Consider the following 22,809-nt stretch of genomic DNA (forward strand, 5'->3'; position numbering starts at 1 on the left):
GGCTACGACCGGTCAAGTCGGACTCGGGCGGCGTCGAGGCTGGACTGTGAGTCCCGAGCAGAAGGTGACCCCGGCGACGGGCGCCGCCGCCGTCGGCGTGCCCGTAGAGCTGCCTGATTTCGAGGTCCTGGGGCAGCTGGGCGGTGGCGCCGGCAGCACCGTCTACCGGGTGCGCCGCCGCGGTTCCGGCGACCCGCAGGAGTACGCCCTCAAGCTGCTCGAGCGTTCCGACGCGCTGACGTCGCTGCGCCGCGAGGCCGCGCTGCTGACGGCGGTCGACCATCCCGGCCTGCCCCGCGTGCACGAGGTCGGGGTCGCCGACCGGCGTCCGTACCTGGTCATGGACCTGGTGCAGGGCACGTCGCTGGGTGACCTGCTCGACCGCGGCGCGATGACCCCCGAACGCGTGATCGCCCTGGTGCTCGACGTGATCGAGCCGCTGGCCGCCGTGCACGCCCGCGGTCTGGTGCACCGCGACCTGAAGCCGCAGAACGTGATGGTGCTGCCCGACGGCCGGGCCCGGCTGATCGACTTCGGCCTGACCGCCCGCGAGGGCGACGACGAGGACGGCGACGCGCAGGCCCCGGTCGCCGTCGGCACGCTCGGGTACTCCGCGCCGGAGCAGTCCGGCATGCTCAAGCGGCCCGTCGACAACCGGTCCGACCTGTACTCCCTCGGCGTCATCATGTTCGAGGCGGTCGCGGGGGTGCTGCCGTTCTCCACCGCCGACGTCGGTGAGCTGCTGCGCGCCCACGCGTCGCTGCCCGCCCCGCTGCTCACCGACCTGCTGCCCGACGTGCCGCCCGAACTGGCCCACGTCGTCGACACGCTGCTGGCCAAGGATCCCGACGACCGCTACCAGGACGGCCGGGCCCTGGCTGCCGACCTGCGGGCGATCGCGGGCAAGCAGAGCCCCGCGCCCACGGCCGACGCCCCGCCGATGTTCGGCCGTCAGGGAGAGCTGGACACCCTCCGGCAGCAGTGGACGCGGGTGCGCGCCGGCAGCGGCGGGTTCGCCTTCGTGCGCAGCGACAACGGGCTGGGCAAGACCCGCCTGGTGCAGGAGTTCGGTGACCTGGTCGAGGAGGGCGGCTCGCTGGTGCTGCGCGCGCGCGTCCTGCCCGGCGAGAACCTGCCGTTCGCCGCGTTCCGCCAGGTGTTCGTCAACTACCTGCAGCAGCTGACCCGCCTGCCCTGGGGTGAGCGCTGGGAGCGGGCCGCGCGGCTGCGCCCGGTGTTCGAGAACTGGTCACCGGCCATGCTCGAGCGGATCGCGCCGGGCCTGGACGCGGTGCTGCGCCAGGGGCAGCAGCGTCGTCCCGCCCCCGAGCGGCACGAGCTGCCGGCCGCCGAGGACGAGATCCTGGCCCTGCTCGGCGAGATCGACGCGGCCGCCGAACCGCAGAACGACGAGCAGCTGGGCGCGGCGATCGCGACCGCGCTGCTCGACCTGGCCCGCACCTCCGGCGGCCTGTTGCTGATCCTCGACGACGTGACCGCCGCCGACGCGTCCGTGCGCCAGGTCATCGCCCACCTGGCCGACCAGGTCCGGGACGTGCCGATGCTCTACCTGGGCACCGGTCGCGACGGTGAGCTGGAGCGGGTGCTCGACGACAGCGAGCTGGCCTCGTACATCGCCACCGCCGCCCGCGTGCTCGACGTCGACCTGCGGCTGGAACCGCTCGACGAGGCCTCGGTCGGTGCCCAGGTGCGCTCGCTGGTTCCCGGCCAGCACCTGCCCGACGACGCCCTCGCCGCGTTCACCACCCGCAGCAACGGCAACCCGTTCATCGCCCAGGAGTACCTGTGGGCCGTGATCGACGCGGGTCTGCTGCGGCCCGCGTGGGGCACCTGGGAGCTCGACCTCGATCGGCTCGACGAGCTCGCCCTGCCCCAGGACGCGATGGGCCTGCTGGTCAACCGCGTGCAGAAGCTCGCCCCGCACGCGCGGGCCCTGATGGTCACGGCCGCCGCGATGGGCGCCCAGCTGCGGGTGGACGTGGTCGCCGCGGTCGAACGGCGCAGTGCCGCCAGCGTTCTCGGGGTGTTCACCGAGGCCGCCCGCCAGCGCCTGGTCGAGGCCGGTGAGGAGGGCACGTTCCGCTTCCTGCACGGCCGCATCGCCGAGGCCGTCCTCGAGACCCTCACCCCGTCCGAGCTCGAGCAGCTGCACCTGCGCATCGCCGAGGTGCTGGCCGCCCGCCCGCCCGGTGACCCGGCCCGGGCCGTCGCCCACACCTTCGCGATCGCCCGGCACTACCTCAAGGCCGGATCGCTGGCCCCGCCCGAGCGGGTCTACGCCGCCTGCCTGGAGGCGGGCAAACTCGCGCTCGAGGAGTCCGCGGCCGCCGAGGCCGTCGAGTTCCTCGAGCACGCCGCCCGCCTGGTGCGGCGCCGTGACAGCGGCACCAGCTCGGTGCTGGTGCTGCTGGGCCGCGCGCTGAAGCAGGCCGGGCAGTTCAGCGCCGCCCGCCGGCGCCTCGACCAGGCGCTCACGGCCGAGACGGACCCGATCGCCAGGGCCGCGATCCACACCCAGCTGGCCGAGGTGCACCGGGCCGGGTTCCGCGCCGCCGAGCTCGAGGACGCGATCACCCAGGGCTTCGCCGCGACCGGCCGGCCGCTGCCCACCAGCACGCTGTGGCTGCTGCTGACCTCGGTGACGATGGCGCTGGCCTCGATCGGCCGCCGCCACCTGCGCCCGCTGCTGGGCGACGTCTCCGGCGAGGCCCGCCGTCGCGCCCTGACCATGGCCGGCCTGCACGAGGCGGCGATCGCCAGCGCCGGCCTGGGCATGCGGGTGCCCGAGTTCTTCGCGCACAACCTGCGTTCGCTGTACTGGGCCGCCAAGCTCGGCCACGGCCGCCGGTTCGTCGTCGCCCAGGCCAACGTCGGCGTGCTGTGCGCGGCGCTGGGCCTGAACCGGGCCGCCGAGCGCTGCTTCCGCCGCTGCGACCAGGACCTGTCCGCGCAGACCCCGCAGACCCGCTCGATGCTGCGCTCGTTCCGCCTGGGCGGGGCCTGGGCCGGCAACCGCGCCGAGGGCCGCGCCTGGCGCCGGCAGTTCGACGGCTTCGCCCCCTGGCTGGACTTCCAGCCGCTGATCGACTCGATCAGCGTGTTCAACCTGGGCGCCTGCTTCGCCGGGCGTACCGAGGAGGCCCAGTACTGGCTGGCCCAGGGCCGGTTGCGGCTCAGCGACCGGACGCAGGAGGTCACCACCTTCGTCACCGCCGCCCCGATGACCGCGGCGCTGCTCGGGCGCCCGGTCGAGGCCGAGACCGAGCTGAACCGGCTCAACCAGGTCGCCGACGAGGTGGGGGCCCGGCAGCTGCGGTTCATCCAGGTGATGGCCGGCCTGTTCGTCATGCTCGAGGACGGCCGCACCGGCGAGCCGCTCGACCACGCGATCAGCGACTTCGAGGCCCTGCGGGTGCCGCCGGGCCTGGTCTGGCGGGCCAACCGCCCGGTGTTCTGGCTGATCGCCGCGGCCCGCCTGGCCCAGGCCCGGGCCTGCGCCCGGCCGGGCACCGCGGAGGCGCTGAAGGAGCAGACGCTGCGCCTGAACCAGGCGCACAGGGCGGTCGAGCAGCTCGGCAAGGCCGCGAACACCGACGAGCTGAAGGCGTTCTGGGCCGTCGCCCGCGCCGACCTGCTGGTGCTGCAGGACCAGCCGCACAAGGCGCTGGACGTGCTGGCCGGCCTGGACCCGGCCCCCGACGACGACATGCCGACCGTGGCGTTCGAGGCGGCCCGTATCGCCGCCCGTGCGCTGCGCTCGCTGAACCCGGCCGAGGGACGCCGCCGGGCCCGTACCGCGTACGGCGTGGCGGTGGCCGAGGGCTGGCCGCAGCGGGCCGCGTCGGTCGTCACCGAGTTCTCGCTGCCGGTGGAGGACCGGACCCGCGCGAGCGGCGGCACGCGCCGCACCTCCTACGCCGGCGGCCACGAACGCGAACGGCTGCAGGCCCTGCAGGAGGTCAGCGCCGCCGCGTCCCGGGTGCTGGACCCGCGGGTGCTGGCCCGGATCGCGCTGGACGAGACGATCCGGATCCTGGCCGCCGACCGGGCGTTCCTGTTCCTGGTCGACGAGGAGACCGGCAGCCTGGCCCAGCACCTGGGCCGGGACGCGGCCGGGCAGGACCTGGCCACGCTCACCGGGTACAGCACGAGCCTGGTCGAGATGGTGCGCCGTACCGGTGAGCCGCAGGTGGTCGCGGGCACCGAGGAGGGGGCCGCGCTGGGCGCCGAGAGCGTGGTGCTGCACGGGCTGCGCTCGATCCTGGTCGCGCCGATGACGCTCGACGGGCGCCTGCTGGGGGTGGTCTACCTCGACAGCCAGGTCGCCAAGGGCATCTTCACCACCGGTGACACCGTGATCCTGGGCGCCCTGACCAGTTTCGTGGCCTCGTCGCTGGAGACCGCGCGGGCCGCCCAGCTGGCGATCAAGGCGCAGACCGCCGAGCGCTCGGCCTCGGTGGCCAAGGCCCTGCAGCAGGCACAGCGGCGGATGGCCGAACCGGTCGAGCCGCTCGGCGTGCTGAACCAATTGCTGCACGCCGCCGGCCGGGAGGGTGGGCTGCTGGCCGCCGACACCGCGTTCGTCCTGCGCCCGGGCCGGTCCGGGGTGGGCAACCGCACCGGCGTGATCCTGACGCCCGACGGGAGCCAGCCGCACATCACGGCGTTCACCGACGACGGTGGATCCGAGCGGCTCTCGGCGTCGCCGGTCCCGTTCGGGGGGACCGCCGCGGACGCGCCCGGCCTGCTGCTCGACCGGTTCCACGAACTGACGTCGTGGCTGGCGCTGCCGCTGCGGGCGACCGACATCGACCTCGGGGTGCTGGTCCTGGCCGCCGGCGAGGGCGACCTGCGCGAGTCCACCGACCTGGCCACCGCGCTCGTCGCCCAGGCCATGACCGCCTACGACCGCGCCGCCCTGTTCGAGCGGGTGCAGGAACTGGCCGTGGTCGACGAGCTCACCCAGCTGGCCAACCGCCGCCGGTTCTTCGAGATCGCCACCCGTGACCTGGAGGCGGCCCAGCGCCAGGACCGCCCGCTGGTCGGCATGATGCTGGACATCGACCACTTCAAGCGGGTCAACGACACCCACGGCCATCCGACCGGTGACGACGTCATCGCCGAGGTCGCGCGCCGCCTGGCCGCCGAGGTGCGCAGCACCGACGTCCTGGGCCGTTACGGCGGTGAGGAGTTCGCCGTGCTCCAGCAGGGCGACGACCCGGAGCTGGAGCTGGCCGAGCGGCTGCGGGCCTGCGTGGCCGAGACCCCGGTGCCGACGCGCACCGGCCCGCTCGACATCACGATCAGCGTCGGCGTGGCCCGGCTGGAGCGCGGCGACGAGGACGTCGCCGCGCTGCTCGCCCGGGCCGACCAGGGGCTCTACCAGGCCAAACAGGACGGCCGCAACCGCGTCGCGATCACCAGTCGGTAGGCGCGTAGTCCTTCAGGAACACCCCGAACAGGTCCTCGCCGAGCTGGCCGCGCACGATCGGGTCGTAGACCCGGGCGGCGCCGTCGACCAGGTCGAGCGGGGCGTGGAACCCCTCGTCGGCCAGCCGGATCTTGGTCGGGTGGGGTCGCTCGTCGGTGATCCAGCCGGTGTCCACGGCCGTCATCAGGATGCGGTCGCTCTCCCACATCTCGCGGGCGCTGGTGCGGGTCAGCATGTTCAGTGCGGCCTTGGCCATGTTCGTGTGGGGGTGGCCCGGGCCCTTGTAGCCGCGGCTGAACTTGCCCTCCATGGCCGACACGTTGACCACGTAGCGGCGCTCGAACTCCGAGGCGGCCATCGACGGGCGCAGCCGGCTGATCAGGATGAACGGCGCGACGCTGTTGCACAGCTGCACCTCGAGCAGCTCCACCGGGTCGACCTCCTGCACCGGCTGCACCCAGCTGTTGCTGTCGTGCAGGTCGGGTACCAGGCCACCGGCGTCGATCGCGGTGTTGGCGGCGATGCGGGCGGGGGACGCGGACCCGGCGGTGAGCGCGAGGGCGGTCAGGGCGGTGGGAGTCGGGGCCCAGTGCCCCTGGTCCTGGTGGCCGGTCAGCGCGTCGATCGACTCCGGGTGCGCGTCGGGCGTGCGCCCGATCGTGATCATCTCCGGCAGCGGGCCCTCGGGCAGCGGCGCCGACTCGGCCGCGGCCAGCGGCGCGTAGGCCCCGGCCGAGCGGCGCACGGTCTGCGCGGCGTTGTTGATGAGGATGTCGAGCGGGCCCTGTGCGGCCACGTCGTCGGCGAGCGCGGTGACCTGGGCCGGGTCGCGCAGGTCGATGCCGACCACGCGCAGCCGGTGGATCCAGTCGCGGCTGTCGGGCATGGAGGTGAAGCGGCGCACCGCGTCGGCCGGGAAGCGGGTGGTGATGGTCAGGTGCGCGCCGTCGCGCAGCAGGCGCAGCGCGATGTGCATGCCGATCTTGGCCCGGCCGCCGGTGAGCAGGGCGCGGCGCCCGGTCAGGTCGGTGCGGGCGTCGCGTCGCTGGCGGTTGGTGGCCGCGCAGTCGGGGCACAGCTGGTGGTAGAACGCGTCGACCTGGGTGTAGCGCTGCTTGCACACGTAGCAGCCGCGGGGTTTCAGGTAGGTGCCGGCCGTGGTGGTGCCCGCGGTCTCGGTGGACGAGGTGAGCGCCAGGCCCTGGGTCTCGTCGTCGATGCGGCCGGGGGCGCCGGTGGCCGTCGCGGCGGTGACCGCGGCGTCGTTGGCGTTGATCGCCAGGCGGCGCTCCTCGCGGCGGGCCAGCTTGGCCGCCTTGAAGATCCTGGCCGTGGCCAGCCGCACCTTCAGGAAGTCGGGGTGCTCGGGCGGAAGCTGCTCCACCTGCTCCAGGACACGGAGACAGACCTCCAGGTCGGCGGGGTCGACACCGCTGTTCCCGGTCTCGGCCTGGTCGTCGAGTTGCGCCGTCATGATGTGTGAACCGCTCGGATCTCTGCTCGGGGAGGAGGATGGGGACTGCCGCAAAGAATGTACGTGCTGGACGAAGCCCGGCGTACCGCGATCACGCCGTCAGGCCCAGATCGGCCCGTGACGGCAGCACGACCTGGGCCGGGGTGAGCACGCCGGGGGCGATCTCGGGGGCGTGGGTGGCGAGCCACTGGCGTTCGGCCGCGGACAGCCGCTGCCACTGCCGGCGTAGCAGGTCCACCAGGCGCTCGGCCCGTTCGGTGCCGGCGCCCGCGTGCACGAGCAGGTACGACAGGGGCATGGCCGGCCCGAGGGGTCCGCGTCGGGGCCCGCGTTCGTCGACCTCGCCGGTGTACCAGTGCAGCACCGCGTCCCAGGCCCGGTCGTCGCCCACGTGGTAGAGCAGGTCGGCGCCCAGTTCCCGCACGGCGCGGGTGCGGTCGCCGAGCAGCAGCGCGAAGTCGGTGGTGGCGTCCGCGCCGGCCGCGCAGGCGAGCGCGGTGAGGGCGCGGCAGCGTAGCTCTTGCCGGCCGGGACCGGTGGCGGTGAGGATCGACCGCAGTTCGCCGTGGGCGTGCGGGCTGGCCGACAGGCCCAGTTCGAGGATTCTCAGAACGGCGCGGCTCAACTCATCCCTCCCTGGCGACCATCCTCCCAAACCTAGTCGATATTCACTGGCGTCCCACCAGGGCAGTTGCGAGCATGCGCCGCATGGACCGCCACCGGATCTCCCGCATCGCCCACCGCGAGCACCCGATCGCCGCGCCCCTGTCCGACGAGGCGGTGACGCACGTGCTGGACGGTCTCGGGGGCACCTTCCTCGACCTCGGCTGCGGCGGGGGCGAGTGGCTGCTGCGGGCGCTCGAGCGCTCACCCGGCGCCCGGGGCGTCGGCGTCGACGTGTCCGAACCCGCGATCGCGCACGCCAGGGCACAGGGGGAGCGGCGAGGCCTCGCGGGGCGGCTGGCGTTCGAGCTCGGGGACGCGTCGGGGCACCGGTCGCCGGAGCCGGTGGACGTGGTGCTCGCGGTCGGGGTCACACACGTGTTCGGCGGCCTGGCGCCGACGATCGCCGCGGCGGGGGAGCATCTGGCCGCCGGCGGGCACCTGGTGGTCGGCGAGGGCATCTGGGACGGGACGCTGACGCCGTGGGCGGCCGAGAACCTGGGCCCGCTGCTGAGCCTGGCCGAGACCGTCGAGGTCGCGCTCGCGGCCGGGTGGCGGGTGGTGCGCGCACACGTGAGCAGCCGGGCCGAGCTGGACGCCTACGAGTGGGCCTGGACCGGGTCGCTGACCGGCTGGGCCCTGGACCAGGAGCCCGGGCCCGACCGGGAGCAGGCGCTGGAGGTGGCCCGGGAACACCTGCGGGGATGGTTGCGGAACTACCGTGACGACTTCGGTTTCGTGACGTTGGTCCTGCGCAGGGGATAAGACGTCAACCGGCGGGTAGCGTGCACTGCGTTGCCGTCCCGACGACGTGTTCGGAGTTCCCGCATGACCGTTCTCCTCGGTGCCGCCTACTACGCCGAGTACCACCCGCACGACCGGATCGAGACCGACCTGGACCTGATGCAGCAGGCCGGGTTCACCGTGATCCGGGTCGGGGAGTCGGTCTGGTCGACCTGGGAACCGCGCGACGGTGAGTTCGACCTGGAGTGGCTGCTGCCCGTGCTCGACGGCGCCCACCGCCGGGGCATCGCGGTCGTGCTCGGCACGCCCACCTACGCGGTGCCGCCGTGGCTGCAGCAGGCCTACCCGGAGATCGCCGCGCGCTCGGCCGACGGGCGGGCCGTGCCCTGGGGCGGGCGGCAGGAGGTCGACTACTCGCACCCCGCCTTCCGTTTCCACGCCGAGCGGGTCATCCGCGCCGTGGTGGGCCGGTACGCCGAGCACCCGGCCGTCATCGGCTACCAGGTCGACAACGAGCCCGGCCTCCTGCTCTTCCACAACCACGGGGCCTTCACCCGGTTCGTGCGGCGCCTGAAGCAGCAGTACGGCGACGTCGAAACCCTCAACCGGGAGTGGGGCCTGACCTACTGGTCGCACCGCCTCGCCGACTGGAGCGAGCTGTGGCGGCCGGAGGGCAACACGCTGCCGCAGTACGACCTGGCCTGGCGCCGCTACCAGGCCGACCTCACCACCGAGTTCATCGCCTGGCAGGCCGATCTCGTGCGTGAGTACGCGATGCCCGAGCAGTTCGTCACCACCTGCATCAGCTACCCGCGCCCGGCCGCCGACGACCGCGCCCTGGCCGCCGTCCTCGACGTCACCGCCGGAAACCCCTACTACGCCATGCAGGACCACCTCGACGCCACCCAGGACCGGGCCGCCCTGACCGCGTGGACCACCAGCGGCGTCGCCGGGCTGTTCCGCCAGGCCGACCGGCTCTGGTCCTCCCGCCAGGAGCAGTTCCTGGTCACCGAGACCAACGCGCAGAGCATCGACGGCAGCTCCGAGAACCGCCCGCCCTGGCCCGGTCAGCTCCGTCAGGCCGCGTTCGCCCTGATCAGCCGGGGCGCCCGGATGATCGAGTACTGGCACTGGCACTCGCTGCCCTACGGCACCGAGACCTACTGGGGCGGGGTGCTGCCGCACTCGCTGAGGCCCGGCCGGGTCTACGAGGAGATCGCGGGCATCGGCGCCACCCTGAAAGACCTCGACCTGGAGGGCTTCGAGCCCGATGCCGACGTGGCCCTGCTCTGGTCGAACGACTCGCACTGGGCGCTGCAGTTCTTCCCGCCGCTGAGCGGCCAGGACGACTCGTACGAGCGCATTTTCGACAGCTACCACCGGGGCGTCGTCGATGCCGGGGCCCAGGCCCGCATCCTGCACCTGGCCCAGGCCCGGTCGGCGGGCGCGCGGGAACTGGCCCGCAGGTACCCGGTCGTGATCGCTCCCGCCCTCTACGTCGCCACCGACGCCGAGCTCGAGCTGCTGCGCGACTACGCCGCCGCCGGGGGCCATCTCGTCATCGGGATCCGCACCGGGTACGGCGATCACGAGGCCCGCGCCCGCGTCGCCGTCGCCCCGGCCTTCCTGCACGAGGCCGCCGGGGTGCGCTACGAGGAGTTCACCAACGTCGACGAGCCGGTCCCGGTCACCGCGAGCATCCCGCTGCGCGAGAACGCCCACGCCACGGCCTGGATCGACGGCCTGATCCCCGAGGGCGCCGAGACCCTCGTCTCCTACGCGCATCCCGAGCTCGGGCGCTTCCCGGCCGTGGTCACCCGTGAGCACGGCGCCGGGCGTGTCACCACCGTCGGGACCGTGCCCGACCCGGCCCTCGCCGCGTCCGTCGTCGGGTGGGCCGTGCCGGCCACGGTCGCCGACCAGTTCGCCCCCGAACGGTCCCTGCCCGTCACCGTCACCTCAGGACGCCGCGGCGACGGCAGTCGCGTCTGGTTCCTGCTGAACTGGAGCGGTTCCGAGGTCACCGTGAAAACCGCTGACGGAGAGAGCATCACGCTCGAGAAGTGGGGAGTCCGGGTGATCGAGGGCTAGTCCTTCCAGGCCTTCTCGTGCAGCAGCCGCAGGCCGTTCAGCCCGACGATCACGGTCGAGCCCTCGTGCCCGGCCACCCCCAGCGGCAGCGGAAGGTCGCCGAACAGGTCCCACAGCACCAGCACGGTGATGAACGTCGCCGCGATGCCCAGGTTCGCGATCACCACCCGCCGGGCCCGCCGCGACAACTCGATCACGGCGGGGACCGCGGTCAGGTCGTCGCGCACCACCACCGCGTCGGCCGTCTGCAGCGTCAGGTCGGAACCGGCTCCGCCCAGGGCGATCCCGGTGTGGGCGGCGGCGAGCGCGGGGGCGTCGTTGATGCCGTCGCCCACGAAGGTCACCCGCTCGCCGCCGGCCTGGAAGTCGTTGATCAGGGCCAGTTTCTGCTCGGGCAGCAGGTCGGCGTGCACCTCGCCGATGCCGGTCGCGCGGGCGACCCGGTCGGCACTGGCCCGGTTGTCGCCGGTCAGCAGGGCCGGTGGCCGGGTGGTGATGGTGGACGTGGTGGTCACCGCGGCGCTCGCGTCCGGGCGGATGCGGTCGGTGAAGGAGAGCAGAGCGGCCGGTTCCCCGTCGACCTCGACGAGAACGGTGGTGTTCCCGGTGTTCCCGGTCTCCGGGAGCGAGTGGTCGCGCGGTGAGCTGACGACCACGCGGGTGCCGTGCACCGTTCCCGAGACCCCCACGCCGGGGTGGGCCGAGAAGTTCTGGGCGGCAGGAGCGTCCACCCTGCGCTCCTGGGCCTGCCGGGCCACCGCCCGGGCGAGTGGATGCTCGCTGCCGTGCTCCACGGCGGCGGCCAGGCGGAGCACCTCGAGCTCGGAAAGGGCTCCCAGCGGCCGGATCGCGGTGAGCACGGGGGAGCCGTGGGTGAGGGTGCCGGTCTTGTCGAACGCGACGCGGGTGGTCGAGCCCAGGCGCTCCATCACGACGGCCGACTTGATCAGCACGCCGTGACGGCCGGCGTTGGCGATCGCGGCCAGCAGGGGCGGCATGCTGGACAGCACGACGGCGCACGGCGAGGCCACGATCATGAAGGTCATGGCGCGCAGCAGGGCGCTCTTCAGGTCTTCGCCGAGGGTCAGGGGGATCGCCAGGAGCAGCAGGGTGGCGGTGACCATGCCGATCGAGTAGCGCTGCTCGATCTCTTCGACGAACAGCTGCGTGGTGGCCTTGGTGCGGCTGGCCTCGTCGACCAGGAGGGCGATGCGGGCCACCACCGAGTCCTCGGCGCGGCGACTCACCCGGATCCGCAGCACGCCGGTGCCGTTCAGGGTGCCGGCGAAGACCTCGTCCCCGGGCTGCTTGTCGGCCGGCAGTGACTCGCCGGTGACGGTGGCCTGGTCCACGTCGCTGGCGCCCGAGGTGACCTGGCCGTCGGCGCCGATGCGCTCACCGGGCCGCACGACGATCTCGTCGCCCGGTTCGAGGTCCGCGGTGAGGACGGTCGTCTCGCCGGTCGCGGTGATGCGGGTGGCGGTCTCCGGGGCGAGCTCGAGCAGGCCACGCACCGAGTCCTCGGTGCGGGCGGTGGCCAGGGCCTCGAGCGCGCCGGAGGTCGCGAAGATGACGATGAGCAGGGCCCCGTCGAGCACCTGGCCGATCGCGGCGGCGCCGAGGGCGGCGACGACCATGAGCAGGTCGACGTCGAGGGTCTTCCCGCGCAGGGCCCGGAGCCCGGCCCGTCCCGGTTCCCAGCCGCCGGCCGCGTAGCAGGCGAGGTAGAGCGTCCAGCTGAGCGCGGCCGGGGCGCCGCCGAGCTGGGCCAGCAGGCCGAGCAGGAAGAGGCCGAGGGCGGCCGCGGCCCAGCGCATCTCGGGCAGGGTGTGCCAGCGCGTGGCGGAGGTGCGCAGGAGCGGGCGGGGTTCGGCGGCCGTCACAGCCATCGTCGTGGCCTCTCGCGGGGGCTGATGTCGGCGGTGACGTTATCAGAACATCTGAACAGGTCTTCATGTGTGCACCGGATGTTCTCCCTCTGACATCCATGCACCCGGGTCGGGGCGGGGGACTTGAGGCCCTGGTGTCGAGGCCGGGAGGTAAACTCGCCGCTCGTGGGACACGGAGTGCAGGGACGCGACCGTCCGGCCGCACGGCTCGACGCCGAGACCGCCTCCCACGTCGCCACCACGCTGCAGGCCCTGGCCACCCCGAGCCGCCTGCTGATCCTCACCGAGCTGCGCCAGGGCCCGCGCGCCGTGAGTGACCTGGCTGAAGCCGTGGGCATGGAGCAGTCGGCGGTGTCGCACCAGCTGCGGCTCCTGCGCAATCTCGGCCTGGTGGTCGGCACCCGGTCCGGCCGCAGCATCGTCTACAGCCTCTACGACAACCACGTGGCACAGCTGCTCGACCAGGCCGTTTACCACAGCGAGCACCGCCGGCTCGGCGTCACCGACCGGCCCGATCGGTCCGTGGGCTGAAATCCCTGGGCCTCAACCGTCACAACGGCGACAATGGCGCCTTCCGAACCATCAGCTGACGTGAGGGGTAGCCGCATGACGGAGCCGAAGGTCATCGGGATCGTGCTGTTCGACGGCGTCGAGGAGCTGGACGCCGTCGGGCCCTACGAGGTGCTGGCGTACTGGACGCTGAACCATCCCGACGACGGCTACCGCACGATCACCCTGTCCCCGGACGGTCAGGTCGTCACCTGTGCGAAGGGGATGCGGATCCTTCCCGACCACTCCTTCGCCGACGCCCCCGAGCTCGACGTGGTGCTGCACCCGGGCGGTCAGGGCACGCGCCGCCTGATGCGGGCGGCCGATCACCTCGACCAGGTGCGCGCCTGGTCGGCCCGGGCCGAGCTGATGACCAGCGTGTGCACCGGTTCCCTGGTCTACGCCGCCGCCGGTCTGCTGCGCGACCGTCCGGCCACCACGCACTGGGGCGCGATCGACCAGCTGCGGGAGGCCGACCCGAGCGTCCGCATCGACGAGAAGGCCCGCTTCGTCGACGATGTCACCGTCGTGACCAGCGCGGGCGTCTCGGCCGGTATCGACATGGCGCTGCACCTGGTGTCCCGCCTGAGCTTCCACGACCGCGCGGTCGCGGTGCGCCGCGGCATCCAGTACGACCCGGAGCCCCCGGTCTGACCACTCTTGGCGTGGGCGACCAGGCGCCCCCAGGACCGAATCGGGCCTGGGGTGCCTGGCGTCCGGGCCGGGTCATCCCGTCCCGACGAACCGGGGATCCGGGGGCAGGTGCATCGAGAGTGCCCGCACCAGGGCGGGTTCCAGCTCGGTGTCCGGGTTTTCGACCCAGTACTCGTGCCCGGTCAGCATCGCCGCGACCAGCGCCTGGCCCACCGCCAGGGGGAAGAAGTCGTCCGGGTCGCGGCCGGTCTGGCGCGCCGCGAAAGCCCGCCCGGCACTGCGCCATCCGTCGAAGGCGCCCCAGATCTGCGCCTGCACGGCCGGGGCGCTGAACACCAGTTGCGCCCGGTGCAGCGCCCATTCGCGCTTGGCCGGGCTGGTGATGCGGTGCGTGACGAGCGCCGCCTCGGTGATCACCCGGTCGTAGGGCAGATCCGGGTCGGCCTCGGCCAGCAGTCGGGCGAACTGCTCGTTCTCGCCCGGCGTCTCCACCCACAGCACGTCGGACTTGGTGGAGAAGTAACGGAAGAAGGTGCGCCGGCTGACCCCGGCGGCGGCCGCGATCTCGTCGACCGTCACCTCCTCGAAGCCGCGTTCGAGAAAGAGCCGCTGGGCGGTGTCGGCCAGCTCCCGCGCACTGGTCGTGGCCGGGCGACCACCCTGGGGTCCTGTCATGGGGCACATCGTGTCTCACCCGTGGCTCACGACAAACCAAGACATGAAATGGTGCATGTGTACTGGACACGGACAAACGCCCTGCCCTAAGTTGCGTCACGCTGTGCCATAACCTGGTCCTCCCCCCAGGGCCGAAACCAACTCCCATCGAAGGAGCCGTCATGGGCCGCTTTGAAGGCAAGGTCGCATTCATCACCGGAGCTGCCCGCGGTCAGGGCCGCAGCCACGCGATCAAGCTGGCCGAAGAGGGCGCCGACATCATCGCCGTCGACATCGCCGAGCAGGTCAAGACCGCGCCGTACCCGACCTCCACGTCCGAGGACCTGGCCGAGACGGTCAAGGCCGTCGAGGCCCTCGACCGCCGGATCATCGCCCGCACCGCCGACATCCGTGACCTGGCCGCGCTCACCGCGGTCGCGAACGAGGGTGTCGCCGAGTTCGGCCGTCTCGACATCGTGCTGGCCAACGCCGGTATCTCCAGCATCGGCCCGCTTCTCGACCTGGACGAGAACACCTGGGACGAGATGATCGACATCAACCTCTCCGGTGCCTGGAAGACCCTCAAGGCCACGGTTCCGCACATCATCGCCGGTGGCCGCGGTGGCTCCGTCGTCATCACCAGCTCGCTCGCCGCGATGGTGGCCAACGGCAACAACGGTCACTACTCGGCCGCCAAGGCCGGCCTGGTCTCGCTGATGAAGACCGCCGCCAAGGAGTGGGCCCCCCACAACATCCGGGTCAACACCATTCACCCGACCACGGTGCAGACCCCGATGATCCTGAACGACGCCACCTACGCGCTGTTCCGCCCCGACCTGGAGAAGCCGGGCTACGACGACTTCATCGTCGCCGCCAACACGCTCAACGCCCTCCCGGTCCCGGTCACCGAGCCGATCGACATCACCAACGCGGTGCTGTACCTGACCTCGGACGACGGCCGTTACGTCACGGGCACGACGCACGTCGTCGACGCCGGTGGCGCGCTCTAAGAAGTTCCCCGAAGCGGGTCGAGACGGCGCCGGTTCCCCGAACCGGCGCCGTCTTCACAGTTCCAGGCCGGTCAGCACCTCCAGGGCCACCGGCAGCGCCGGGTTCTGGCTGTCCCGGGCCCAGAGCAGGTTCAGTTCCACCGGTTTCGGCGTCGGCGTGGCGAACGGCAGGAACCGCACCCCGTCGGCGTGGATCAGCTGCGTGCTCTCCGGCACCAGCGCCACGCCCCGCCCGCCCTGCACCAGCCAGACCATCGTCAGGATCTGGCTCACCGAGTGCACCACGTTGTCGTGCCGCACCGGCATCAGCCCGACCACCAGGTCGTAGAAGTACCGCGCCTTGGCGTCCGAGTGCATGATCAGAGGCTGCTCGGCCAGATCGTCCGGGTGCACGGGCCGCTCCAGCGCGGTCAGCGGGTGCCCGTCGGGCACCGCGACCATGAGCCCCTCACGCATCAGGGGGCGGCTCGCGAACACGGTCTCGTCGAACGGGGGACGCGCGAGCCCCAGGTCGATCTCGTGGGCCTGCACCGCCTCCACCTGGTCGCGCGTGACCATCTCGGACAGCTCCAGCTCCAGGTCGGGCAGATGCTCCGAGAGGTGGTTGAGCACCCGGGGCAGCACCCCGTACCCGGCGCCGCCGGTGAACCCCAGCCGCAGCGTGCCCGCCGATCCCGCCGAGATCCGCCGCGCCAGTTCCGGCGCGCTCTCGGCCAGCGCCAGCAGCCGCCGGGCCTCGCCGAAGAACGCGGTGCCGGCCGGGGTCAGGCGCACGCCCCGGCTGTCCCGGTCGAACAGCCGCACGCCCACTTCCCGTTCCAGCTTCTGCACCAGCCGCGACAGGGGCGGTTGCGTCATCGACAGCCGGGCGGCCGCGCGGCCGAAGTGCAGCTCCTCGGCGACGGCCACGAAGCCGCGCAGCTGCTCGAACGAGAACATGGCCGGACGCTATGCGAGAACCCGCGCCGGCGGTACCCCGGCCATACCCGATGAGGCATGATCGAGGCTGTGGTCGTGCCCGAGCAGATCCTGCCGCCCGTCGAGATCGACGCCGGGGAACCGGGCCGTGGCCCACGCCGCTGGTGGGGCGGCCCGCTCGACGTCGAGGGCCTGGCGCTGGCCTCGGTGGGCCTGGCCGGTGCCGCCGTCGACACGCTGGTGGGGCGTCCGGGGGCGCTGCGCGCGTCGCCGCCCCGGATCGCGGCCGCGTTCGACTCCCTGGGCCACCTGGAGATCGTCGGTCCCCCTGGCTCTTCGGGCCGGGGAGGCGCCCCCGGACACCTCGGCGGGTTCGCGACGCTGTCCGGCTTCTTCGCGACCGCCGACGGCTGGATCCGCACCCACGCCAACTATCCGCACCACGAGCAGCGTCTGCGTCAGGCTCTCGGCGTCGCCACGGCCGACCAGGTCCCGGACGCGCTGCGGCGGGTCGGTGCGCTGGAGGCCGAGCGGCTCATCGACGACGCCGGGGGAATCGCGGCCGCCGTGCGCACCCGCAAGCAGTGGCTGGACTCCCCGATGGCAGCCGGGCCGCCGCCCCGGGAGTGGATCAGCTTCGACGTGGTGCCCGGTCCCGGTTCGCCCTGGCGCCCGGGCGATCTGCCGCTGGCCGGCCTGAGGGTGCTCGACCTGACCCGGGTGATCGCCGGCCCGATCGCCACGCGGTCGTTGGCCGCGCTCGGAGCCGACGTGCTGCGGATCGATCCGCCGTCGTCGCCGGAGCTCGAGGACCAGCACGTGGACAGTGGTTTCGGCAAGCGCACGGCGGTGCTCGACCTCGGCGCCGACCCGGACACGCTGCACGATCTTCTCTCGCGCGCCGACGTGCTGGTCAACGGCTACCGCAACGGCGGGCTCGACCGTTTCGGCCTGGACCGCGAGAGGCTGCGCGAGCGCTACCCCTCGCTGATCGTGGTCAACCTCGACGCCTGGGGCACGGCCGGGCCGTGGGCCGGGCGGCGGGGTTTCGACAGCATCGTGCAGGCCGCCACCGGCATCGCCGACGTGTACCGGCAGCGGGGCGGGCGGCCCGGAGCCCTGCCGGTGCAGGCCCTCGACCACGCGACCGGCTACGGCATCGTCGCGGCCACGGTGGGCCTGGCCGATGCCCGGCGCCGGCACGGGGTCACCGGCTCCGCCGAACTGTCACTGGTGCGCGCCGCCGACCTGCTCTTCCGCAGCCGGCCACCCCGAGTGCCGGTCGAGCCGATCCCCGACCCGGGCCTGGTGACCACTGCCAGCGACTACGGCGAGCTGCGACACGTCCCGTCGCCCTTCGACCTGTACGGCGTGCCCCTGGCGTACCCGACCCCGCCCCACCGCTACGGTTCCGACGCCCCGCGGTGGTGACCACCACGTCCGCCATCAGGCAGATGACCGGCGCCCCGGAAGCGCTCAGCACAGTGGGACATTGACCGCCAGGCCGCCCATCGCGGTCTCCTTGTACTTGTCGCTCATGTCGGCACCGGTCTGGCGCATGGTCTCGATGACCTGGTCCAGGCTGACGTGGTGCCGGCCGTCTCCGCGCATCGCCATCCGCGCCGCGTTGATCGCCTTCACCGCCGCGATCGCGTTGCGCTCGATGCACGGGATCTGCACCAGGCCGCCGATCGGGTCGCAGGTCAGGCCCAGGTTGTGCTCCATCGCGATCTCGGCCGCGTTCTCCACCTGGAGCGGTGTGCCGCCCAGTAGTTCGGCGAGCCCGGCCGCCGCCATCGCCGACGCCGAGCCCACCTCGCCCTGGCACCCGACCTCGGCGCCGGAGATCGACGCGCGCTCCTTGAACAGCAGGCCGATCGCGGCCGCGGTGAGCAGGAACTCGGCCACGGCCTGGTCGCGCTCGGTCTCGTCGGCGTGCGTGAGCCAGGGGATGTAGGACATCGCGTAGTGCAGCACCGCCGGGATGATGCCCGCCGCGCCGTTCGTCGGTGCCGTGACCACCCGGCCACCGGCCGCGTTCTCCTCGTTGACCGCCAGCGCCACCAGGTTGACCCACTCCATGGCCATGCCCGGTTCGCGGTCGGGATCCTCGAGAGTGAGCTCGTCGTGCCACTTCTTGGCCCGCCGCCGCACGTTCAGCCCGCCCGGCAGGCACCCGTCGACCTGCACGCTGCGCTCCACGCAGTCGAGCATCACGTCGTGAATGCGCTTGAGGCCCAGGCGCACCTGCTCCTCGGTGCTGAACATCAGCTCCTGGCGCAGCATGACCTCGCTGATGTTCAGGCCCTGGCTCTCGCACACCTCGAGCAGCTCGTCGCCGGAGGTGAAACACGAGGGGCCGCTCTGCGGACCGTCGGTGCCCGCCGGCTCCTGCGCGCCCTCGCGCACGATGAACCCGCCGCCCACCGAGAAGTAGGTGTCGGCGTGCAGTTCCAGGCCGGTCTCGTCGTAGGCGGTGAAGCGCAGCGCGTTCGGGTGGCGGGGCAGCACGGTCAGGGGACGCAGCACCACGTCGTCGGCGAGGTCGAACGGGATCGCGTGCCGCCCGGCCAGGTGCAGCACGTGGTCGTTGCGGATGTGGGCGGCGATGCTCTCGTACACGTCGGGCTCGACCGACTCCGGGCGCACGTTCTCCAGCCCGACGGCCGAGGCGATCAGCGTGCCGTGGCCCTCACCGGTGGCGGCCAGCGACCCGAACAGGTCGACGCGCACCCGGTGCACCAGCTCGGTCGTGTCCTGCTTGTCGAGGTGCTCGGCGAACTCGGCGGCCGCGCGCATCGGGCCGACCGTGTGCGAGCTGGACGGGCCGAGACCGACGCTGAAGATGTCGAAAACGCTGATCATGCGCGACCTCCTGACTGTTGCGGCAGTTCGATGCTAAGCGACGGACGGGTTACGCGCGGTGTCGTCCACATGACAGGTGCATCTCGCACCGTGCCGCACGAGGTGAGTGGGGTGCAACCCCGTGAGACGGCCGGCCCGGCGGCCCGCGCGCCCGAAAATCCGTATCCCCGGAGACCTGCGCGTGCCCCGGGGGAGACCTGCGCGTGCCCTGGAGGCCTGCGCGTGCCCGCAGACCCTGTGCGTGTCCGGAGACCCGCGTCCCCGGACAGAGGAACACCCTCTATACCGCTGGGGTATAGAGGGTGTTCCCCTGCTCAGTCGGCCACGTAGTAGAGGCGCTTGTTGCAGAACTCGTCGAACCCCAGCGGCCCCAGCTCACGGCCGAAGCCCGAGCGCTTGGTGCCACCGAACGGCAGCTCCGCCGCCTCGCCGGCCGGGGTGTTCACGTTCGTCATGCCCGAGTCGAGCAGACGGGCGATGCGCTTGGCCTTGTCGACGTCGGCGCTGAACACCGAGCCACCCAGACCGAAGCGGGTGGCGTTGGCCAGCTGCACCGCCTCGTCCTCACTGCTGACCTTGTAGACCACGGCGACCGGGCCGAACAGTTCCTCGTGGAAGGCAGCCATCTCCGGGGTGACGCCGGTGAGCACCGCGGGGGAGTAGTGCGCCGACGGGCCCTCGCCCAGCACGCCGCCCGCGTGCAGGGTCGCCCCCTTGGAGACGGCCTCCTGCACCTGCTCGTTGATCGACTCGGCGGCCCGCCGCGACGACATCGGGGCGTGCGCGGACGCGTCGATGGCCTTCGCCTTCTCGGTGAGCTCGGCGACGAACGCGTCGTACACGTCGTCCATGACGATCATGCGCTTGTTGGAGTTGCAGACCTGGCCGTTGTTGTAGACCCGGAAGTCCCACGCGGTCTGCGCCAGCGCGGGCACGTCCTGCGAGTCGAGCACCACCATCGGGTCGGAGCCGCCGAGCTCCAGCACGCACTTCTTCAGGTACTTGCCGGCCAGCGACGCCACCACGGCCCCGGCCCGCTCCGAGCCGGTCAGCGAGACGCCCTGCACCCGCTTGTCGGCGATGATCGTCTCGATCTGCTCGTGCGTGGCGAAGACGTTCACGTAGGCACCCTCGGGGACCCCCGCGTCCTTCATGATCTGCTCGACGGCCAGGGCGGTCTGCGGCACGCTCTCGGCGTGCTTGAGGATGATCGTGTTGCCCAGCACCAGGTTCGGGGCCGCGAAGCGGGCGATCTGGTAGGTCGGGAAGTTCCACGGCATGATGCCCAGCACCGCGCCCACGGGCCGGTACTCGACCATCGCGGTGCCGCCGGTGTCGCTGCTGGTCGGGATCGGCCGGTCGGCGGCCAGCTTCGGGCCCTCGGTGGCGTAGTAACCGAAGATCGCCTGGCTGAACTCCGACTCCTCCTTGCCCTCGTCGAAGGCCTTGCCCATCTCCTGCTGCGACAGTCGCGCCAGCTCCTGCGCCCGCTCGCCGAACAGGTCCGAGACCCGCTGCACGATCGCCGCGCGCTCCTCGATCGGCACCTGGCGCCACGCGTCGAACGCGGTGTCGGCCCCGGCGACGGCCGCCTCGATCTCGGCGTCGGTGGAGAACGGGAAGGTCTTCAGCACCTCACCGGTGGCGGGGTCGGTCACCTGGTACGTCGGCTGAGAGGGGCTCATGCGCTTCTCCATGCTGGGGGCTGGTGGACGTGTGAACTGCGAGCCTAGCTTTGGTGACGTGGACCCCATCGACGTGGCCGTTGACCTTGCCGATCTCGACGATCTTCTCACCCGGGACGAGACTGACATCCGGGATGCCGTGCGCGCCATGGCCCGGAGCCGGATCGCCCCGTATGTCGCCGACTGGTTCGAGCGCGGCGCGCCCGACGACCCGCGCGGGCTGGTCAAGGAGCTCGGTGACCTGGGGGTGCTGGGCATGCACCTGACCGGTTACGGCTGCGCCGGGCTGAGCGCCACCCAGTACGGGCTGGCCTGCCTGGAGCTGGAGGCCGTGGACTCGGGCATCCGCTCGCTGGTCTCGGTGCAGGGCTCCCTGGCGATGTACGCGCTGTGGCGTTTCGCGACCGAGTCAGTGAAGCAGGAGTGGCTGCCGCGCATGGCGGCCGGGGACGCGATCGGCTGCTTCGGCCTGACCGAGCCCGACCACGGTTCCGACCCGGCCGGGATGGCCACCCGCGCGCGCCGCGACGGCTCCGACTGGGTGCTCGACGGGCGCAAGATGTGGATCACCAACGGCTCGATCGCCGACGTGGCGGTCGTCTGGGCGAACACCGAGGAGGGCATCCGCGGGTTCGCCGTGCCCACCGCCACCCCGGGCTTCACCACGGTGGAGATGAAACACAAGATGTCCCTGCGGGCCTCGGTGACCAGCGAGCTCCTGCTCGACGCGGTGCGGGTGCCGGACGAGTGCGCGTTTCCCGAGGTGCGCGGTCTGGCCGGGCCGCTGACCTGCCTGACCGAGGCCCGGTTCGGCATCATCTGGGGATCGATGGGGGCGGCCCGCAGCTGCCTCGCCACCGCACTGCGGTATGCGCTGTCCCGCGAGCAGTTCGGCCGCCCGATCGCCGGATTCCAGCTCACCCAGCAGAAACTCGCCGACATGGAACTGGAGTACGTCAAGGGTGTGCTGCTCGCGCTGCACCTGGCGCGCCGCAAGGACTCCGGCGTGCTCCGGCCCGTGCAGGTCAGCCTGGGCAAGCTGAACAACGTGCGCGAGGCCCTGGAGATCTGCCGCGCCGCGCGCACCATCCTCGGGGCGAACGGAATCTCGCTGGAGTACCCGGTCATTCGCCACATGAACAACCTGGAGTCGGTGCTCACCTACGAGGGAACGGTCGAGATGCACACGCTCGTGATCGGGAAGGCGATGACCGGGCTCGACGCGTTCCGGTGAAAGTCTCTGGCAGACTCGGATTCTGGCACCCGCCGGTGGAATTTCTTTCACCGGCGGGTCTGGGTGAGAATGGTTCCCGGTGTACTGAGCCCACGGGGGAATCATGTTTGAAGAACGGGTTTCGGACCCATCGGTGATCCGCGAGGAGTGCGGCCCGGCCACGGCCGGCATGGTGCTCATGCTGATGGCGCACGGCTGGCGGGTGCGGCGCCAGGGCCACAGATTCCGGCTGTACTGCCCGTGCGGCGAGACCTCGCTGCCCTACAGTGGCGCCTCCTACGACGACGTCTCGCACGCTGCACGCATCGTGCGTCAGGCGGCGCACTGTGGCTAGGCCCTGCTTCGTCGGTCCGTGCCTACCGCGGGGCGCCCGGGACGCCGTCTGGGCACCTCCTCGCCACGGCCCTGATCCGCAGGGCAGACCCTAGGAGCCCGCGATGGCCTGGTACGAAATGGCGTTCCTGGTCGACCCGATGACCGAACGGCAGGAGAGTGCGGTCATCGACGCCTTCGACGCGGTGCCGCGCACCTTCGCCGGCGGCTGCGAGCTGGCGCTCGCGGCCGAGGGGCCGTCGGTGCTCGGCGCGGTGCAGGGCATCGTCGGTGAGCTGCACCGGGGCGGTGTGCAGGTGCACCGGCTGGTCGAGGATCTGGTCACCCGCACGATGATCGCCGAGCGGGCCGGGGTCACGGTGCCGACCGTGGCCGAATGGGTGCGTGAGCACCGCGAAAGGATGGGTTTTCCCGCGCCTTTCACCGCGGCGGCGGGTGGCCTGTGGCTGTGGGGGCCGGTGAATCGATGGCTGGGCACGCTGGCGCCCGACCTGAGCGACGGGTTCACCCATCCCGAGCTCGCCGACTACGTGGAGGTCAACTACTGGCTGCTGTCGCGCTCGGGGATGCGGTAGGTGACCACGTCGTCCACCG

Annotated in this window: 17 protein-coding genes; 10 read left to right on the top strand and 7 right to left on the bottom strand. The window is 72.2% G+C overall.

Annotated elements, in window-relative coordinates; all coding sequences use genetic code 11:
* Positions 1-46: 46 nt before the first annotated feature.
* The gene (locus J2S57_RS24865; protein WP_307247189.1) at positions 47-5,452 is read left to right on the top strand and encodes a diguanylate cyclase; all 5,406 of its coding nucleotides are present in this window, start codon (positions 47-49) and stop codon (positions 5,450-5,452) included.
* On the opposite strand, the gene J2S57_RS24870 is transcribed toward J2S57_RS24865, so the two are convergent.
* Together J2S57_RS24870 and J2S57_RS24875 are read right to left on the bottom strand one after the other, a co-directional pair.
* A complete protein-coding gene (locus tag J2S57_RS24870) occupies positions 5,439-6,926 on the bottom strand; it encodes an SDR family NAD(P)-dependent oxidoreductase (protein WP_307247191.1) in 1,488 nt (495 codons plus the stop codon). The genes J2S57_RS24865 and J2S57_RS24870 overlap by 14 nt on opposite strands.
* Before the next feature lie 91 nt (positions 6,927-7,017).
* A complete protein-coding gene (locus J2S57_RS24875) occupies positions 7,018-7,551 on the bottom strand; it encodes a hypothetical protein (protein WP_307247193.1) in 534 nt (177 codons plus the stop codon).
* An 83-nt stretch (positions 7,552-7,634) separates the two neighbouring features.
* On the opposite strand from J2S57_RS24875, the gene J2S57_RS24880 reads away from it, so the two are divergent.
* Both J2S57_RS24880 and J2S57_RS24885 read left to right on the top strand, forming a co-directional pair.
* Positions 7,635-8,354 carry an SAM-dependent methyltransferase gene (locus tag J2S57_RS24880; protein ID WP_307247195.1) on the top strand — a complete coding sequence of 240 codons (720 nt, stop codon included), beginning with the start codon at positions 7,635-7,637 and terminating at the stop codon, positions 8,352-8,354.
* 63 nt (positions 8,355-8,417) lie between these two features.
* Complete coding sequence (locus J2S57_RS24885) at positions 8,418-10,424, top strand: beta-galactosidase (protein WP_307247197.1); 2,007 nt, start codon at positions 8,418-8,420, stop codon at positions 10,422-10,424.
* Here the strand turns inward: J2S57_RS24885 and J2S57_RS24890 are convergent.
* The gene (locus J2S57_RS24890; RefSeq protein WP_307247199.1) at positions 10,421-12,313 is read right to left on the bottom strand and encodes a heavy metal translocating P-type ATPase; all 1,893 of its coding nucleotides are present in this window, start codon (positions 12,311-12,313) and stop codon (positions 10,421-10,423) included. The genes J2S57_RS24885 and J2S57_RS24890 overlap by 4 nt on opposite strands.
* Positions 12,314-12,478: 165 nt before the next feature.
* On the opposite strand from J2S57_RS24890, the gene J2S57_RS24895 reads away from it, so the two are divergent.
* Together J2S57_RS24895 and J2S57_RS24900 are read left to right on the top strand one after the other, a co-directional pair.
* Positions 12,479-12,844 carry an ArsR/SmtB family transcription factor gene (locus tag J2S57_RS24895; protein ID WP_307247201.1) on the top strand — a complete coding sequence of 122 codons (366 nt, stop codon included), beginning with the start codon at positions 12,479-12,481 and terminating at the stop codon, positions 12,842-12,844.
* A gap of 75 nt (positions 12,845-12,919) precedes the next feature.
* A complete protein-coding gene (locus J2S57_RS24900) occupies positions 12,920-13,516 on the top strand; it encodes a DJ-1/PfpI family protein (protein ID WP_307247202.1) in 597 nt (198 codons plus the stop codon).
* Positions 13,517-13,588: 72 nt separating this feature from the next.
* Here the strand turns inward: J2S57_RS24900 and J2S57_RS24905 are convergent, their stop codons facing one another.
* Entirely contained in the window at positions 13,589-14,191 is a 603-nt protein-coding gene (locus J2S57_RS24905) for an acyl-CoA-like ligand-binding transcription factor (RefSeq protein ID WP_307247204.1), read from the bottom strand.
* Positions 14,192-14,352: 161 nt separating this feature from the next.
* On the opposite strand from J2S57_RS24905, the gene J2S57_RS24910 reads away from it, so the two are divergent.
* The gene (locus tag J2S57_RS24910) at positions 14,353-15,180 is read left to right on the top strand and encodes a mycofactocin-coupled SDR family oxidoreductase (RefSeq protein ID WP_307247206.1); all 828 of its coding nucleotides are present in this window, start codon (positions 14,353-14,355) and stop codon (positions 15,178-15,180) included.
* 54 nt (positions 15,181-15,234) lie between these two features.
* Here the strand turns inward: J2S57_RS24910 and J2S57_RS24915 are convergent, their stop codons facing one another.
* Positions 15,235-16,119, bottom strand: a complete 885-nt coding sequence (locus J2S57_RS24915; protein WP_307247208.1) for a LysR family transcriptional regulator — start codon at positions 16,117-16,119, stop codon at positions 15,235-15,237.
* Between the two features lie 57 nt (positions 16,120-16,176).
* Between J2S57_RS24915 and J2S57_RS24920 the strand changes: the two genes are divergently transcribed.
* Positions 16,177-17,529 carry a CoA transferase gene (locus J2S57_RS24920; RefSeq protein WP_307247210.1) on the top strand — a complete coding sequence of 451 codons (1,353 nt, stop codon included), beginning with the start codon at positions 16,177-16,179 and terminating at the stop codon, positions 17,527-17,529.
* A gap of 45 nt (positions 17,530-17,574) precedes the next feature.
* Here the strand turns inward: J2S57_RS24920 and J2S57_RS24925 are convergent, their stop codons facing one another.
* Both J2S57_RS24925 and J2S57_RS24930 read right to left on the bottom strand, forming a co-directional pair.
* Positions 17,575-18,963 carry an L-serine ammonia-lyase gene (locus tag J2S57_RS24925; RefSeq protein ID WP_307247212.1) on the bottom strand — a complete coding sequence of 463 codons (1,389 nt, stop codon included), beginning with the start codon at positions 18,961-18,963 and terminating at the stop codon, positions 17,575-17,577.
* A 314-nt stretch (positions 18,964-19,277) separates the two neighbouring features.
* Positions 19,278-20,648 carry an NAD-dependent succinate-semialdehyde dehydrogenase gene (locus tag J2S57_RS24930; RefSeq protein WP_307247215.1) on the bottom strand — a complete coding sequence of 457 codons (1,371 nt, stop codon included), beginning with the start codon at positions 20,646-20,648 and terminating at the stop codon, positions 19,278-19,280.
* A gap of 10 nt (positions 20,649-20,658) precedes the next feature.
* Here J2S57_RS24930 and J2S57_RS24935 point away from each other — a divergent pair, with 10 nt between their 5' ends.
* From J2S57_RS24935 to J2S57_RS24945, 3 genes are all read left to right on the top strand, one after another.
* Positions 20,659-21,882, top strand: coding sequence for an acyl-CoA dehydrogenase family protein (locus J2S57_RS24935; protein ID WP_370882703.1), 1,224 nt, complete (start codon positions 20,659-20,661; stop codon positions 21,880-21,882).
* Between the two features lie 103 nt (positions 21,883-21,985).
* Positions 21,986-22,216 (top strand): hypothetical protein, encoded by a 231-nt coding sequence (locus tag J2S57_RS24940; RefSeq protein WP_307247220.1) that lies wholly within the window; start codon positions 21,986-21,988, stop codon positions 22,214-22,216.
* Positions 22,217-22,319: 103 nt separating this feature from the next.
* Positions 22,320-22,790, top strand: a complete 471-nt coding sequence (locus J2S57_RS24945) for a hypothetical protein (RefSeq protein WP_307247221.1) — start codon at positions 22,320-22,322, stop codon at positions 22,788-22,790.
* The last annotated feature ends 19 nt before the right edge of the window (positions 22,791-22,809 follow it).

Source organism: Kineosporia succinea (assembly GCF_030811555.1).
Classification (GTDB): domain Bacteria; phylum Actinomycetota; class Actinomycetes; order Actinomycetales; family Kineosporiaceae; genus Kineosporia; species Kineosporia succinea.

What these genes read in the sequence shown, in the direction of transcription:
- J2S57_RS24870 (WP_307247191.1), bottom strand. Translation starts at nt 6,926, where the DNA reads ATGACGGCGCAACTCGACGACCAGGCCGAGACCGGGAACAGCGGTGTC.
- J2S57_RS24880 (WP_307247195.1), top strand. Translation starts at nt 7,635, where the DNA reads ATGGACCGCCACCGGATCTCCCGCATCGCCCACCGCGAGCACCCGATC.
- J2S57_RS24885 (WP_307247197.1), top strand. Translation starts at nt 8,418, where the DNA reads ATGACCGTTCTCCTCGGTGCCGCCTACTACGCCGAGTACCACCCGCAC.
- J2S57_RS24890 (WP_307247199.1), bottom strand. Translation starts at nt 12,313, where the DNA reads ATGGCTGTGACGGCCGCCGAACCCCGCCCGCTCCTGCGCACCTCCGCC.
- J2S57_RS24900 (WP_307247202.1), top strand. Translation starts at nt 12,920, where the DNA reads ATGACGGAGCCGAAGGTCATCGGGATCGTGCTGTTCGACGGCGTCGAG.
- J2S57_RS24905 (WP_307247204.1), bottom strand. Translation starts at nt 14,191, where the DNA reads ATGACAGGACCCCAGGGTGGTCGCCCGGCCACGACCAGTGCGCGGGAG.
- J2S57_RS24910 (WP_307247206.1), top strand. Translation starts at nt 14,353, where the DNA reads ATGGGCCGCTTTGAAGGCAAGGTCGCATTCATCACCGGAGCTGCCCGC.
- J2S57_RS24915 (WP_307247208.1), bottom strand. Translation starts at nt 16,119, where the DNA reads ATGTTCTCGTTCGAGCAGCTGCGCGGCTTCGTGGCCGTCGCCGAGGAG.
- J2S57_RS24920 (WP_307247210.1), top strand. Translation starts at nt 16,177, where the DNA reads ATGATCGAGGCTGTGGTCGTGCCCGAGCAGATCCTGCCGCCCGTCGAG.
- J2S57_RS24925 (WP_307247212.1), bottom strand. Translation starts at nt 18,963, where the DNA reads ATGATCAGCGTTTTCGACATCTTCAGCGTCGGTCTCGGCCCGTCCAGC.
- J2S57_RS24930 (WP_307247215.1), bottom strand. Translation starts at nt 20,648, where the DNA reads ATGAGCCCCTCTCAGCCGACGTACCAGGTGACCGACCCCGCCACCGGT.
- J2S57_RS24935 (WP_370882703.1), top strand. Translation starts at nt 20,659, where the DNA reads ATGCTGGGGGCTGGTGGACGTGTGAACTGCGAGCCTAGCTTTGGTGAC.
- J2S57_RS24940 (WP_307247220.1), top strand. Translation starts at nt 21,986, where the DNA reads ATGTTTGAAGAACGGGTTTCGGACCCATCGGTGATCCGCGAGGAGTGC.
- J2S57_RS24945 (WP_307247221.1), top strand. Translation starts at nt 22,320, where the DNA reads ATGGCCTGGTACGAAATGGCGTTCCTGGTCGACCCGATGACCGAACGG.